Source organism: Anaerolineales bacterium, from assembly GCA_019637755.1.
Taxonomy (GTDB): domain Bacteria; phylum Chloroflexota; class Anaerolineae; order Anaerolineales; family UBA11579; genus JAMCZK01.
Genome location: JAHBVC010000001.1, coordinates 1,361,408 through 1,376,407, shown reverse-complemented (window position 1 = coordinate 1,376,407; position 15,000 = coordinate 1,361,408). Strand labels below are relative to the sequence as shown.

11 protein-coding genes are annotated in these 15,000 nt (G+C 60.3%); 7 read left to right on the top strand and 4 right to left on the bottom strand.

Annotated features, from left to right (window positions below; translation table 11 throughout):
- Positions 1-10: 10 nt before the first annotated feature.
- Together KF821_06615 and KF821_06610 are read right to left on the bottom strand one after the other, a co-directional pair.
- Positions 11-604, bottom strand: a complete 594-nt coding sequence (locus tag KF821_06615; GenBank protein ID MBX3005485.1) for a dienelactone hydrolase family protein — start codon at positions 602-604, stop codon at positions 11-13.
- A 174-nt stretch (positions 605-778) separates the two neighbouring features.
- Positions 779-2,041, bottom strand: a complete 1,263-nt coding sequence (locus KF821_06610) for an aminopeptidase (protein MBX3005484.1) — start codon at positions 2,039-2,041, stop codon at positions 779-781.
- Positions 2,042-2,274: 233 nt separating this feature from the next.
- On the opposite strand from KF821_06610, the gene dusB reads away from it, so the two are divergent.
- Positions 2,275-3,246 carry a tRNA dihydrouridine synthase DusB gene (gene dusB / locus KF821_06605; GenBank protein ID MBX3005483.1) on the top strand — a complete coding sequence of 324 codons (972 nt, stop codon included), beginning with the start codon at positions 2,275-2,277 and terminating at the stop codon, positions 3,244-3,246.
- A gap of 21 nt (positions 3,247-3,267) precedes the next feature.
- On the top strand, positions 3,268-3,621 hold the full coding sequence (locus tag KF821_06600) for a hypothetical protein (protein MBX3005482.1): 354 nt from the start codon (positions 3,268-3,270) through the stop codon (positions 3,619-3,621).
- A 90-nt stretch (positions 3,622-3,711) separates the two neighbouring features.
- Here the strand turns inward: KF821_06600 and KF821_06595 are convergent, their stop codons facing one another.
- Positions 3,712-6,534 (bottom strand): cation-translocating P-type ATPase, encoded by a 2,823-nt coding sequence (locus tag KF821_06595; protein MBX3005481.1) that lies wholly within the window; start codon positions 6,532-6,534, stop codon positions 3,712-3,714.
- A gap of 217 nt (positions 6,535-6,751) precedes the next feature.
- On the opposite strand from KF821_06595, the gene icd reads away from it, so the two are divergent.
- The 5 genes from icd to KF821_06570 all read left to right on the top strand — a co-directional run bounded on the left by icd (position 6,752) and on the right by KF821_06570 (position 12,126).
- The gene (icd, locus tag KF821_06590) at positions 6,752-8,050 is read left to right on the top strand and encodes an NADP-dependent isocitrate dehydrogenase (GenBank protein ID MBX3005480.1); all 1,299 of its coding nucleotides are present in this window, start codon (positions 6,752-6,754) and stop codon (positions 8,048-8,050) included.
- Positions 8,051-8,833: 783 nt separating this feature from the next.
- Positions 8,834-9,232 (top strand): hypothetical protein, encoded by a 399-nt coding sequence (locus KF821_06585; GenBank protein ID MBX3005479.1) that lies wholly within the window; start codon positions 8,834-8,836, stop codon positions 9,230-9,232.
- Between the two features lie 2 nt (positions 9,233-9,234).
- On the top strand, positions 9,235-9,606 hold the full coding sequence (locus KF821_06580) for a hypothetical protein (protein MBX3005478.1): 372 nt from the start codon (positions 9,235-9,237) through the stop codon (positions 9,604-9,606).
- A gap of 3 nt (positions 9,607-9,609) precedes the next feature.
- Positions 9,610-11,403, top strand: coding sequence for a succinate dehydrogenase flavoprotein subunit (locus KF821_06575; GenBank protein ID MBX3005477.1), 1,794 nt, complete (start codon positions 9,610-9,612; stop codon positions 11,401-11,403).
- A gap of 12 nt (positions 11,404-11,415) precedes the next feature.
- Positions 11,416-12,126: a succinate dehydrogenase iron-sulfur subunit gene (locus KF821_06570; protein ID MBX3005476.1), complete on the top strand. Its 711-nt coding sequence runs from the start codon at positions 11,416-11,418 to the stop codon at positions 12,124-12,126.
- 58 nt (positions 12,127-12,184) lie between these two features.
- Here the strand turns inward: KF821_06570 and KF821_06565 are convergent, their stop codons facing one another.
- Positions 12,185-14,665, bottom strand: a complete 2,481-nt coding sequence (locus tag KF821_06565) for an AAA family ATPase (protein MBX3005475.1) — start codon at positions 14,663-14,665, stop codon at positions 12,185-12,187.
- Positions 14,666-15,000: the final 335 nt, after the last annotated feature.

Below are 15,000 nucleotides of genomic sequence, written 5' to 3'. Positions count from 1 at the left end.
GCTGTATGTATTAACCCTGCAAAAACGCCAGGGTGCGCTGCCAGGCCAGCTCGGCCGCCGCGGGCACATACGCATCCGGCCGGTTGGCCTCGGCAAACCAATGGCCGCTGCCCGGGTAGATATGTACGGTCAGGTTGGGCGCCTGCATAGCGCGGGCGGCTTGTGTGGATTCGTAGGGGTCATTTTCGGCAAAATGGGCTAAGTAGCGCGCCTGGCTCTGGCCTAGCTCGGCCCCGGCCATGCCGTAATACAGCACCACCTTGTCAAACGCATCGGGGTGCGCTTCATCCAGCACGAGTGCATAGGCCGCCCCGAACGAAAAGCCCAGCGCGGCCAGCTTGCCGGCGCGGCGCGCCGGGTGTGCCTGCAAATAGGCGAGTGCGGCGCTGGCCAGCGCCTGCCTTGCGACCAAGTCCGCTTCAGCCGCCTGCACCTGCTGCTCGGCCACGGCGATCTGGTCGGTTTGAGCCCCGCCGAAGAAATCGGGGGCAAACACCACGAAGCCCGCCGCGGCCAACTCATCCGCCATCCGCTTGAATAGGTCCGTCAGTCCCCACCAGGCGTGCAGCAACAACAGGCCAGGGCCGCGGCCACCGGTCGGCAAGGCCAGGCAGCCATACTGCAGCTCCCCATCACTGTGAAAGCTTGCATCGCATCCTCCTGCCGCTCACGGGTTGTGTTCCCAGCCAAGCATAACCCGGCGGGGCACGGCCACGCAGGTTGTCAAGCCTGCCAATAAAAAAAGGCCCGCACCATGAGGTGCGGGCCTTTTACGAGGCTAGTTCTTGTAGGCCCACTCGCCTTTACGCATCAACGGCTCACGCGTGCCGTCTTTGTGAATGCCGTCAATGTCCATCTCGGCCGAGCCGATCATGAAATCGACGTGCACGCTGCTATTGTTGCCACCGGCCGCGGCAAAGTCTTCCTCGCTCATCGTTTCACCACCCTTCAGCGTGAAGCGATAGGCGCGCCCCACCGCAATGTGGCTGGCGGCGTTTTCGTCATACAAGGTGTTGTAGAACAGGCGGCCTGACTGGGCAATCGGCGAGCTGTGCGGCACCAGCGCGATCTCGCCCACGCGGCGGGCGCCATCATCCGAATTGAGCATGTCTTGCAAGGCGGCATCGTTGCTGGCCGCCTTGGCTTCCACCACGCGCCCATCTTTGAAGACCATGTGGAAATCTTCGATCAGCCGCCCGCCATAGCTCAGTGGCATGGCCGCCTTTAGCGTGCCCTCGGCACGGTTGCGGTCCCCCAGGGTAAAGATCTCCTCGGTGGGCAGGTTGGGCGTGAAGGTGATGCCACCCAGCGTCTGTGATTGGGCGCTGTTCCACAAGTGGCCAGCGGGCAGCCCGGCGGTGAAATCAGTGCCCGGGGCGGAGTAATGCAGTGCATCGTATTGCTTGTCATTCAGGTACTTGGCCGCGGCCTGCAGTTGCGTGATGTGCGCCTGCCAGGCAGCTACCGGATCCTCGCGGTCGATGCGGCACAAGGCAAAGATCTGCTCCCACATCGCCGCCATGCGCTGCTCTTCCGGCAACTCAGGGAAGACTTTAGCCGCCCAATTGGGGTGCGGCACACTGACCAGCAGCCAGTTGTACGCGTTCTTCATCAGCAATTCCATTTGGGATTGCATGTGGCGTTCCATCGTGCGCTGCGCCTGGGTCACCAACTGCGCATCTTGCCCGTTGAACAGGTTGGGGTCTTCGCCATAGATCGAAACGATCGCATCGCCATTGGCGGCGTATTCATGCAAGGCACGCGTACGCCAAGTGGGGAACTCCTCGAAGCTATCGCGCGGGGCATGCGCAAAGCGCACCAACTGGCTCTGGTCATCATCCCAGAAGATATCAACAAAGCGCGCCCCGGCCTTGTAGGCGCTTTCCACGATCTTGCGCACTAAGGGCGCACTGGAGAGCGGCGCGCCGCGGAACAAGTTCTTGCCACTGATCGCCAGGCGCTGACCCTTTTGTAAGTTCAGGCCCACGTGCATGATCAGATCAGCGTAATCGGCTAATTTTTGATCAAAGCTCTTGGTCATTGTCAGTTTCCTTTGCTACTGAAAAGTATAAGCGAAGAGGAGTAGTCCACAGATGAACACAGTTTTTTTGACTTTCATCTGTGTTCATCCGCGTTTATCTGCGGTTGAATTAGGCAACTGTATTTCATCTGTGGTGTGGGTAGCTATGTGGTGATTTGTCTTTATCAGGTGTATCGCTTCTGGCATCTGTGTTCATCTGTGGATGATTTCTCCTCATAGGCTAGAATAATTCCATGTCTGAGCCCGCCTTTCACATCGGCCTGATCCCGATCTACGGCCGCGTGATCCTCTCGCCGATGGACGGCTTCTCCGACCAGCCGTTCCGCTCGCTGGCGCGCCAGCTCGGCTCGGCAATTAGCTACACAGAATTCGTCAACGCCCAGGATGTGCTCAACGGCCATCCGCATTTGCACCAACGCCTCGCCTTCCTTGAAGCCGAGCGCCCGGTCGCCTTCCAGCTCTTCGACGACGAGCCCGAGCGCTTGCTGCAAGCCGCCATCCAGCTGCAGGCCTATTCCCCGGACACCATCGACATCAACATGGGCTGTTCCGTGCGCTGCGTCTCCGGCCGCGGCGCCGGCGCCGGCCTGCTGCGCCAGCCCGCCAAGATCGCTCACATTTTCCGTTCATTGAGCCGCGCGCTGCAGATTCCCATCACCGGCAAGATCCGCATCGGCTGGGACGAAGACAGCCTGAACCATACCGAGATTGCCAAGATCATCGAAGATAACGGCGGTGCCGCCATCGCCGTGCACGGCCGCACCAAAGCGCAGGCCTACCGCGGCAACGCCAATTGGGACGCCATCGCCGAGGTGAAGGCCGCCGTCAGCATCCCAGTCTTCGGCAACGGCGATGTGCGCCAGGTGGCCGATATCGGCCGCATGCGCGAGCACACCGGCTGCGATGCGGTAATGATCGGCCGCGGCGCCATCGGCAACCCATGGATCTTTGCCGGGCTCGACCGTGCAGAGGTCTCCGCCGCCCAGGTGCGCCACATGGTGCTGGCCCACATGCAAGCGATGCAAAGCTTCTACGGGGCCGAGCTAGGCTTGGTCTTGTTTCGCAAGCACGCCGCCCGCTACATCAGCCCCTACGGGCTGAGCGAAGCGCAACGCGCGAGGCTGCTCAATAGCCACCACGCCGTGGATTTCATGACGTTGCTCGATGAGTTGGCTCTGCAACCAGCAATGGCGGCGGCTACCTAACGTTCTTTTGAAGGAGACAGAATGGATCTACGCAAAGTATTTATTGGTCTAGGCAAAGGGGTTTTCTACTGGGGTTTCGTGCAGATCATCCTCATCGGCGCGGCCTATTTCGGCGCCATCCCGAGTAAATTGCACGCCTACAGCGGCTACCTGATGACGCTGATGCTGGCGGCCATGCTGATCCTGGCCCTGCTGGGCAAACTGGGTGGCCGTGTTATTGGGCTCACCGTGCTGGCGCTGGTCATGCTGGCCGCCCAGGGCTACATCCGCTCGGACAGCCTGCCAGCCATCGCCAAGGCGCTGCACCCGATCTTCGGCATCGGTGTGATGTTCCTGGGGCAGTCCCTCGCCAAGCGCGCCGCTCAAGGCAGCTAACTCCGCTCACTCAATAAAAAAGCCCGCCAAAATGGCGGGCTTTTTGTATAGCTAGCAACTCTTCTAATACTCTAGCTCTAGAGTATTAGATTAAGCAGCCGCAGCAGCCGTCTTGCGCTCCAGCCCACGGCGGATGAACCACTTGGTGATCTCAGCCGCTACTGCCGGCAGCAGGGCCAGTGGCAGCACAATCTCCCACTGCAGCCAGGTCAGCGATGTGGTGTCGAACACACCCTGCAGGGGCGGGAAGAACACCACGATCAGCAGCAGCACGGTGGAGATGAGCACAGCTACATTCATGTTTTTGTTGGAGAACAAGCCCCCATAAAACATGGAGTAGTGCTCAGAACGCGCCGTATAAGCACGCACCAGCTCACACAAGCCCAGTGTCATGAACGCCATCGTCGAGGCGGTGAGATTCTCGCCGCCCCCGGCAACCGGGAACATTTGCAGGCCGAGGATATAGGCCGTCAGCGTGACCGCGGTCTTGACCACGGTCTGAATACCGATCCCCAGGCGCATCTCGCCATCAATGATGGGCTCATCCTTGCGGCGCGGCGGCAGCTTCATGATGTCCGGGTCACCCTTTTCGGTGCCCAGCGCCAGCGCCGGGGCGCCGTCAGTCAGCAGGTTCAGCCACAGTAGCTGGATCGGCGCCAGCGGCGAAGGCAAGCCCATCATGATCGCCATGAAGATGATCATGATCTCCGCCGTGTTGCACGACAGCAGGAAGAACACAAACTTGCGGATGTTGCTGTAGATCACGCGGCCTTGCTCCACGGCAGACACAATGCTGGAGTAGTTGTCATCGGTCAGCACCATGTCGGCGGTTTCCTTAGCCACATCCGTGCCGGTGATGCCCATCGCCACACCAATATCGGCCTGCTTGAGTGCCGGCGCATCGTTCACGCCGTCACCAGTCATCGCCACGATGTTGCCATTGGCGCGCAGCGCACGCACGATACGCACTTTGTGCTCCGGTGATACGCGAGCAAAGACGCTCGTCGTCTTGATCGCCTCTTGCAACTGCTCGTCGCTCATTTCATTGAGCTCAGCGCCAGCAATCACCTGATTGTTGCTTTCGCCCACCAGGCCAATCTGCATGGCGATGGCACGTGCCGTTTGCGGGTAATCGCCGGTGATCATCACCGTGCGAATACCGGCGCTGCGCGCTTTGGCCAGCGCGTCCTTCACTTCCGGGCGCGGTGGGTCGATCATGCCCAGCAAGCCCACAAACACCAGGTCTTGCTCCACATGCTCCGCGGTCAGCGTGGTAGGCACATCCTTGCTGATCCGGTAGGCCACCGCGATCACGCGCAGCGCATCTTGCGCCATTTGGTCATTGGCCTCAAGAATACGTGTGCGCATGCTGTCATTCAGCGGCGCTACCGCGTCGTCAATCGTCTGGTATTGCTTGCACAGCTCCAGCACCACATCCGGCGCGCCTTTGACCGCCACCACATGCCAGCCCTTATGCTCATGGCCCTCATGGAAGGGCGAAAGGTCCGCAGACAGCGGGTCAGCCACCTGGTGAATCGTGGTCATACGCTTGCGGTCCGAATCAAACGGAATTTCCTGCACGCGCGGATAGCTCGTGGCCAGCTCGCCATAGGCTGCGTCGGCCTTAGCCGCCGCCACCAGCATCGCCGCCTCGGTCGGGTCACCCACTACGCGGGTGCCGCCTTCGCCAGATTCCAGGATGGCATCGTTATTCAACGCGCCCAGCCATAAGGCGCTGAACACGCCATGGTTCTTGCTTAGATCAAATGAGGTGCCGTCCAGCGTGAATTCGCCTTGAGGCTGGTAGCCGGTGCCGGATACTTCGACGCGGCGGCCGTCTACCCACACGCTGGTCACGGTCATCGCGTTCTGGGTCAGCGTGCCGGTCTTGTCCGAGCCGATCACGGTAGCCGAACCCAGCGTCTCCACCGAAGACAGGCGGCGAATGAGCGCATTACGCTTGATCATCTCGCGCATGCCCAGCGCCAGGCTAATGGTTACCACCGCCGGCAAACCTTCCGGCACCGCAGCAATCGCCAGCGTCACCGCCACTTCAAACATATGCAGCGCTTCCTGGCCGCGCAACAAGCCCACCACGAAGACCACACCACAGATGATCAGCGCCGCCCAACCCAGCCAGCGGCCCAGTTCTTCCAAACGGCGCTGCAGCGGGGTCTGCTCATGCTGCACCGATTGCAGCATTTCGGCGATCAGGCCCACCTGGGTGCGCATACCGGTGTTCACTACGATACCGCTGCCGCGGCCGTAAGACACCAGCGTGCCCAAAAAAGTGGTGTTGATGCGGTCACCCAGACCCACGTCGGTCTTTTCCAGACGGCCAGCGGTCTTCTCCACCGGCACCGATTCACCAGTGAGCGCCGCTTCCTCAACGCGCAGGTTGATCGCTTCCACCAGGCGCACATCCGCCGGAATGTAGTTGCCCGCCTCCAGGAACACTACGTCTCCTGGCACCACTTCATACGAAGGGATGTCGATGCGGCGTCCATCGCGCAGCACATGCGCCTCTGGCGAAGCCAATTGGCGCAGCGCCGCCAGTGCCTGCTCGGCGCGGCGCTCCTGCACAATGCCGAAGCCAGCATTGAGCACCACGATCGCCATCACCGCCGCGGCTTCCACCCATTCACCCAATACTGCCGAGATGATCACCGCGGCAAATAGCAGATAGACGACAAAATTATTCAATTGCTCCCACAAGAGCGTGATGAATTTCTTGGGGGGTGCTTCTTCCAGCCGGTTCGGGCCGTACTTCTCTAAACGAGCCTTGGCTTCGGCCGAGCTGAGGCCTTGCTCGCGCGAGGTACCCAGGCGCTCAGCCACTTGCGTGTGGCCGAGTTGGTGCCAAGGTTCCTCAATTTGTTGCTGGCGGTTAACAGGAACAGACGTAGGTGCCACTAGCGCTTCCTCCTTTAGGAACACTTGCGGTAACTAAATAAACTTCGTAAGCAGGCTTTTGGTCCGGGCATACCCGGCGGGGAAAACGGCGACCCGAAACAGGTCGCGGGCCAACTGCAATGAATTTGTATTATAGCGATTCTTGTTTTCGCTGCAAAGCCTCCAGAGGGCCAATGTATAATCCTCAAAAATCCCTTAACTTCTACGGAGCGCGTGCATGACCTACAGCATCATCCAGGTTCCTGAGGGCGGAGCCAAGATTTCCATCAAGAACGGCGTTCTCAATGTGCCGAACAACCCGATCATTCCCTTCATTGAAGGGGACGGCACGGGCCGCGATATCTGGCGCGCCAGTGTGCGCGTGCTGGATGCCGCCGTCGAGAAAGCCTATGGCGGGGCGCGCAAGCTGCACTGGATGGAAGTCTACGCCGGCGAGAAAGCCTTCACCCAGTTCCAAAGCTGGCTGCCGGAAGAAACCTTGCAAGCCTTCAAGGAATTTCTGGTGGGCATCAAGGGCCCGCTCACCACGCCGATCGGCGGCGGTATGCGCTCACTCAATGTAGCCCTGCGCAAAGAGCTCGATCTCTACGTCTGCCAGCGCCCGGTGCGCTGGTTCGAGGGCGTACCTTCGCCAGTCAAACGCCCGCAAGACGTCGATATGGTCGTCTTCCGCGAGAACACCGAAGACATCTATACCGGCATTGAGTTCGAGAACGGCACCGAAGAGAACGCCAAGTTCAAATCACTGCTCAAAGACAGCTTCCCCAAGGAATATGCCAAGATCCGCTTCCCCGATAGTGCCGGCATCGGCATCAAGCCCGTTTCTGTTGAGGGCACCGAACGCCTGGTGCGCGCCGCCATCCGCTGGGCCATCGATAACCAGCGCCGCAACCTCACCCTGGTGCACAAGGGCAACATCATGAAGTACACCGAGGGCGCCTTCCGCAACTGGGGCTATGACCTAGCTGAGCGTGAGTTCGGTGATCAGGTCTATACCTGGCAAACCTGGGAGCAGACCAAGGCCGCCAAGGGTGAAGACGCCGCCAACGAAGAGCAGGCCGCCGCGCTCAAGGCCGGCAAGCTGCTCATCAAAGACGTGATCGCAGACATCGTCTTCCAGCAAACCATTACCCGCGCCACGGAATTTGACGTACTCGCCACCATGAACCTGAACGGCGACTATCTCTCCGACGCCCTGGCCGCCCAGGTGGGCGGCATCGGCATCGCCCCCGGTGGCAACATCAACTACGACACCGGGCACGCCGTCTTCGAGGCCACCCACGGCACCGCCCCCAAGTATGCCGATAAGGATATGGTCAACCCCGGCTCGGTGATCCTCTCCGGCGAGATGATGCTGCGCTATATGGGTTGGGGTGAAGCTGCCGACAAAGTCATCGCCGGCATTGAAGGCGCTATCGAAGCCAAAACCGTCACCTATGACTTTCACCGCCTGATGGAAGGCGCTACTAAGCTCAGCACCTCCGCCTTCGGCGATGCCGTCATCGCAAAGATGTAATCAGTAGCACCTAAAAAGAACGGGCGAAAATTCGCCCGTTCTTTTTTTTTAAATCTACACCGTCGCGTATCATCCTGAGCAACAGCGCGCACCTCACGTGTCATCCTGAGCGGGTACATATACCCGCACCCAACACCGAGCCCGCGCCCCGTGTCATCCTGAGCGGGGCACCACTTACACCTAACCGCCTAACCCATCCCCTCGTGTCATCCTGAGCGGGTACATCTACCTACACCTGTCCGCCGAACCCACACCAGCGAAGGATCATCGCAGCCCTTTCTTCCACGCTGCGCTCATTTTCAATCTCGCCCGCGCTCATCCACGCGCACAAACCCAAGCAACGCGCCTCGTGTCATCCTAAGCGGGTGCATACACCTACACCCGACCGCCGAGCCCACACAGCGAAGGATCCTTACAGCCCTATCTTCCATGCTGCGTAAATTTCAAGATCTTCGCCGCGCCCACACCCCACGCGCACAAACCGCGCCCACGCACCCGTGTCATCCTGAGCGGGTGCATACACCTACACCCGACCGCCGAACCCGCACCAGCGAAGGATCCTCGCAGCCACATCTTCCACGCTGCGCAAATTTTCAATCTGGCCCGCGCCACACGCACTTTTCATCAGATGAATAAACACAACCGCATTCGTGCAAAACAGCACAGACCCAAGCCAGTGCTATAATGCCTTTTAACATCCGCGGAGATTGATTTTCAAAGGAGTTGTACGTGGCTGCCCCTAGCACACCGCTAAAAAACACCGTAAAAGGATACGCAACCTACATGGGGCGTGAGGGACACTATGCATTCCTCCTGCACCGTCTCACCGGGTTGGGCGTCCTGCTCTTCCTTACCATCCACATCCTGGATACCGCTACCGTTTACTTCTTCCCCTCGCTCTACCAACACGCCATCGAGCTCTACCGCGCCACGCCCTTCATGCTGGGTGAGATCGGCCTGCTCTTCGCCATCATCTATCACGGCGTCAATGGCCTGCGCATTGCCGTCACCGACATGTGGATGCCCAAGCGCTGGGCCATCGAGAAGCAGCGCAAAGCGGTGCGCCTCACCCTGATCGTCGCCATCCTGCTGTGGCTGCCCGGTGCCACCGTAATGTTCTACAACCTGCTGCACCACAACTTCGGCATTGACCTGCTGGCAATGCTGCCGATCGGAAAGTAGCCATGGCAAGCAAAGTCAAAACCACCTTCGAAACCAAAGCCTGGCGCTTCATGCGCTACAGCGGCATTCTGCTCATCCCGCTGGCCTGGTTCCACGTCTACCTCCAGGATGTCATCGTCGGCGTGCACGCCATCGATATCGATTATGTGGCCGTGCGCCTGGCCGATGCCGGCTGGGTCACCTACAACTTCCTGCTGCTGGGCTTTGCCTTCGCCCACGGCATGTACGGCTTGCGCCAGGTGATGTTCGATCTGGTGCATAAAGACAGCACCCGCCGCGTGCTCAGCATTCTGATGCTCCTCTTCTGGCTGGTGGTCACTGTGATCGGTGCCACCGCATTGGCAATGGGCGCCCGCCCGGAATTGGTTCAATAAGTTATGACGCAAACTCACCAACATGAAGTCATTATCGTAGGCGCTGGCGGCGCCGGCCTGATGGCCGCGCTCTACGCCTCACGCAGCGTCGATACCGCTGTGCTGAGCAAGCTCTATCCCACCCGCTCGCACACCGGCGCCGCCCAAGGCGGCATTGGCGCCGCCCTCGGCAACCTCGAGCCTGACAAGGTGGAGTGGCACAGCTTCGATACCGTCAAAGGCAGTGACTACCTGGGTGACCAGGATGCGATTGACTATATGTGCGCCCAGGCGCCTGAAGTTGTCTACGAGCTGGAGCACATGGGCTTGCCCTTCTCGCGCACGCCAGACGGCAAAATTGCCCAGCGCCGCTTCGGTGGCCACACCAACAACGAAACCAAGCAGCCTGTGCTGCGCTCGTGCTACGCCGCCGACCGCACCGGCCATATGATCTTGCAAACGCTGTACCAGAACTGCATCAAGAACAAGGTGCACTTCTACGATGAGTACCATGTGCTCGACCTCCTCATGAAGGATGGCGTAGCCAACGGCGTCGTCGCCGTTGAACTGGCCACTGGCGAGCTGCACGTCTTCCACGCCAAATCGATCGTCTTCGCTACCGGCGGCCACGGACGCATCTGGGAGCTCACCTCCAACGCTTACGCCTACACCGGTGACGGTGTAGCCATCACCCTGCGCCGCGGCCTGCCCGCCCAGGACCTGGAATTCTTCCAGTTCCATCCCACCGGCATCCTCAAGCTCGGCATCCTCATCACCGAGGGTGTGCGCGGCGAGGGTGGCGTACTGGTCAACGGCAGCGGCGAACGCTTCATGGAGCGCTATGCCCCCACGGTGAAAGACCTTGCCTCGCGAGATGTTGTTAGCCGTTCGATCTATCTGGAAATTCGCGACGGCAAGGGCATCAACGGCGATCGCTACGTTCATCTGGATATGCGCCCCGAGACCGTCAATAAATACGCCGAGCTCGATGGCCGCAAGCTGCCCGATGGCACGCCCTACCGTGTCACCGGTGAACAATTGCTCTCCAAGGTGCCGGATATTGTCGATTTCTGCCGCACCTACCTGGGCATTGACCCGATCAAAGAGCCCATGCCCATCCAGCCCACGGCGCACTACGCCATGGGCGGCATCCCCACCAATGTGCACGCCCAGGCGCTCAGCGACACCAAGGGCACCATCGTGCCCGGCCTCTTCGCCGCCGGCGAAGTGGCCTGCGTCTCCGTGCACGGCGCCAACCGCCTCGGCACCAACTCCCTGCTCGACCTCGTCGTCTTCGGTAAGGAAGCCGGCAAGAAGGCCGCCGAGTACGCCAAGGGCGCAGACTACAAGCCCCTGGAAGCCAACCCCACCGATTTCACCCGCGCCCAGCTCGATCGCATTCTGAGCAACAGTGGCAGCGAAAAGATCGTGCACGTTGGCGAAGAAATGAAGACCAAAATGATGGATGATGTCGGCGTGTTCCGCACCGCTGACGGCATGGCCAGCGCCATCGAAAAGATGCGTGAGCTGCGTGAGCGTTACAAGCACATCAGCATCGACGATCACGGCAAGCGCTTCAATACGGATCTACTCAACGCCTGGGAACTGGGTTGCCTACTGGACGTAGCCCTGGCCACCGCCGTCTCCGCCCATGCCCGCCCCGAAAGTCGTGGCGCCCATGCCCGCGAAGATTTCCCCAAACGCAATGACGCCGAATGGCTGAAGCACACCATGGCCTGGATGGATGGCGACCAGGTGCGCCTGGAGTACAAGCCGGTCACCATCACCAAATACGAGCCGAAAGAACGCGTCTACTAGAACGGGAGCGCTATGTTTGTCTATTTGAAGATCTATCGCTACAACCCCGAAGCGGGCCGCAACGTACCCAGCTTTGACACCTACAACATTGAGGCCGAGCCTACCGACCGCGTGCTCGACCTGCTCGAAGAGATCAAGGGCAACATCGATGGCACGGTGTCCTTCCGCCGCTCTTGCGCCCACGGCGTGTGTGGCTCTGACGCCATGCGCATCAATGGCCGCAACATGCTGGCCTGCAAAGCGCTAGTGAAAGATGTTGGCACCGAGATCACCATCGAGCCGATCCTCGGCTTGCCGGTGCTCAAAGACATGATCGTCGATATGGAGCCGTTCTTCGATAGCTACAAATCGATCATGCCTTTCCTGGTCAATGAAGACGTGCCCGCTGATGGCAAGGAACGTCTGCAATCGCCAGAGCAGCGCGAGCGCTTCGATGACACCACCAAGTGCATCCTGTGCGCCGCCTGCACCACCTCCTGCCCGGTCTTCTGGGCCGATGACCAGTACGTCGGCCCGGCCGCCATGGTCAATGCCCACCGCTTCATTTTTGACAGCCGTGACCAGGCCGCCAATAAGCGCCTCGAGATCCTGGCCGACCACGGCGGCGCCTTCCGCTGCCGCACCGCCTTCAACTGCACTGAGGCCTGCCCGCGTGAGATCCATGTCACCCAGGCCATCGCTGAAGTCAAGCAAGCCATCACCAGCGGTGGCGTAGAGCACTAAGCCGCCCTCGGCTTAAACAAAAAGAGCCGCCCCTTCGGGCGGCTCTTTTTTGTTTTGCTTACGCAGCGGATACGTCTTCCGGCTGCTTGTCCACGCGGATGGGCTTGCCTTCTTTGAAGACCGTGCCCTCGCGTTTCTCATCCACATCCACCTCGATGGTGGTGCCGGGCTTGAACTTGCCGGCCAGCAGCTCCTTGGAGAGCGGGCTCTCCACGAACTTCTGCAGCGCACGGTTGAGCGGGCGGGCACCGAAGGCCGTATCGTAGCCTTGCGTGGCCAGCCACTCACGCGCGTTCTCGGTCAGCAGCACCTGGATACCCTTCTCAGACAGGCGTTCCTGCACTTCCTTCATCTGCAGGTCCACGATCTGCTTCATGTCCTCCACCGAGAGCGGCGAGAAGGTGATGATCTCGTCGATACGGTTGATGAACTCGGGGCGGAAGGTGTCACGCAGCGCCTTCTGGATCTTCTGGCTGGAAGCACGCTCTTCGTCATCACCGCTGTTCTGCAGGAAGCCCAGCGAGCCAGCTTTGCGCACAAACTCGGTGCCCAGGTTGCTGGTCATAATCAACACCGTATTGCGGAAGTCGACTGTGCGGCCCTGGCCGTCGGTCAGGCGACCGTCGTCCAGGATTTGCAGCAGGGCGTTCCATACATCCGGGTGCGCCTTTTCGATCTCATCGAAAAGGATCACGCGGTAGGGGCGGCGGCGCACGGCTTCCGTCAGCTGGCCGCCTTCCTCGTAGCCGATATATCCCGGAGGGGCGCCGAACAGGCGCGCCGTGGTGTGCTGCTCGCGGTACTCAGACATGTCGATACGCACCAGCGCATCTTCATCATCGAACATGAACTCGGCCAGCGCCTTGGCCAGCTCGGTCTTGCCGACGCCAGAGGGGCCAATGAAGATGAACGAGCCAATCGGGCGCTTGGGGTCCTTGAGGCCCGAGCGGGCACGGCGAATGGCGTCAGAGATGGCGCTGATGGCGTCACCCTGGCCCACAATGCGCTCGTGTAGGCGCGCTTCCATGTTGAGCAGCTTCTCAGCCTCCGTCTCCATCATCTGGCTCACAGGGATACCGGTCCACTGCGCGATCACCTCCGCGATGTCGTTGATGTCAACGACTTCGTCGAGCTGGTGTTCGCTCTCCCAGGTCTCGCGTTTGGCCTTGAACTCGCCTTCGATGCGCAGACGCTCGGATTTCTTCTCGGCGGCGCGCTCGTAGTTGCGTTCCACGCCGGCTTGCTCTTCTTCGGCTTGCAGACGCTCGATTTCCGTCTTCATTACCTTGAGCTCATCCGGCAGCGAGTACAGCGCCACGCGCAGCTTGGCGGCCGCCTCGTCCATCAGGTCGATAGCTTTGTCGGGCAGGCGGCGGTCGGGCACGTAGCGGGCAGAGAGCTTGACGGCTTCCACCAGCGCATCGTCGGCAAAGCGCACGTTGTGGTGCGCCTCGTAACGGTCACGCAGGCCCATCAGCATCTGAATGCTGTCTTCCATCGAAGGCTCTTCCACATACACGGGCGCAAAGCGGCGCTCGAGCGCGGCGTCCTTCTCGATGTGCTTGTGATACTCATCCAGCGTAGTAGCGCCCACCGCGTGCAGCTCGCCGCGCGCCAGCGCCGGCTTGAGCATGTTGCTGGCGTCCATGGCGCCTTGAGCGGCGCCGGCGCCAACGACGGTGTGCAGCTCGTCAATGAACAAGATAATCTCGCCTTCAGCGCGCTGGATTTCCTCCAGCGTAGCCTTGAGGCGCTCCTCGAACTCGCCGCGGAAGCGCGAGCCGGCGATCATGGCGCCCAGGTCCAGCGAGAGCACCTTCTTGCCCGAAAGAATCTCGGGCACGTCGTTGGTAGCGATTTTCTGCGCCAGACCCTCGACGATGGCTGTCTTGCCCACGCCGGCCTCACCGATGAGGACCGGGTTGTTTTTGCTGCGGCGCGAAAGAATTTGAATCACGCGCAAAATCTCGCTGTCACGCCCAATCACCGGGTCCAGCTTGCCCTCGCGGGCCGCCTGGGTCAGGTCACGCGAGTACTTCTCCAGCGTGCGATAGCGCGTCTCGGCCTGCGGGTCCGTAACGCGTTGTCCGCCGCGCAGCTGCTGCACCGCGTCAAACACGCGCTCGCGCGTGATGCCGGCACCTTCGAGCAGGCGGGCGGCCGGGGTGCTGCGCTCGTTGAGGATGGCCAGGAAGATGTGCTCAGTGGAGATGTACTCATCCTTGAGGCGGTTGGCCTCCTCATTGGCGATGTCTACGATGCGCTTGACGCGCGGCGTGATAAAAATCTGCCCGGCGCCGCCGCCAAAGATGTTGGCCTTGGGGCTGGTGCGCAACACGTAGTCCAGGCGCTCCTTCAGGGAGGCCGGGTCTACTTTGAGAATCTCCAACAGCTGCCCGATGACGCCTTCCGGCTGCTCAATCAGCGCCAGCAGTATGTGTTCAGTATCGATCTGGTTGTGCCCGTAGCGCTGGATGATTTCAGCAGCCCGCTGAGCAGCTTCCTGGGCTCGTTCGGTAAATCGGTCAAATCGCATCATTGTGGGTTCCTACCTAACCGCCGCCCGTGGGCAGCAATCTTATTGAAAGTCATAAATCGCCCGTCGCGGGGATGGGAAGATTATATAGGGGCAGGCTGACGGCTGTCGTAGAAACGCGTAAGAGAAATGTTGGATTCGTGTCAATAGAGGAGGGTTAGGGACTTGAGCTGACTATCGATGACTTAAAGGTCCGGAAGGCTGATGGGGCATGCGTCTGTTTATGCCATGGGGGAGTGGCGAATGGGCGCTATTGGCAAGCAGTGTTAATACAGGGATAGAAGCATGGGGCGTTTGAGACTGGAACGCTAGAACATTTGTTGTGGAACAGAGGCTGC

Coding starts and splice junctions, on each gene's coding strand:
- KF821_06610 (MBX3005484.1), bottom strand. CDS start 2,041: ATGACCAAGAGCTTTGATCAAAAATTAGCCGATTACGCTGATCTGATC.
- dusB (MBX3005483.1), top strand. CDS start 2,275: ATGTCTGAGCCCGCCTTTCACATCGGCCTGATCCCGATCTACGGCCGC.
- KF821_06600 (MBX3005482.1), top strand. CDS start 3,268: ATGGATCTACGCAAAGTATTTATTGGTCTAGGCAAAGGGGTTTTCTAC.
- icd (MBX3005480.1), top strand. CDS start 6,752: ATGACCTACAGCATCATCCAGGTTCCTGAGGGCGGAGCCAAGATTTCC.
- KF821_06585 (MBX3005479.1), top strand. CDS start 8,834: ATGGGGCGTGAGGGACACTATGCATTCCTCCTGCACCGTCTCACCGGG.
- KF821_06580 (MBX3005478.1), top strand. CDS start 9,235: ATGGCAAGCAAAGTCAAAACCACCTTCGAAACCAAAGCCTGGCGCTTC.
- KF821_06575 (MBX3005477.1), top strand. CDS start 9,610: ATGACGCAAACTCACCAACATGAAGTCATTATCGTAGGCGCTGGCGGC.
- KF821_06570 (MBX3005476.1), top strand. CDS start 11,416: ATGTTTGTCTATTTGAAGATCTATCGCTACAACCCCGAAGCGGGCCGC.
- KF821_06565 (MBX3005475.1), bottom strand. CDS start 14,665: ATGATGCGATTTGACCGATTTACCGAACGAGCCCAGGAAGCTGCTCAG.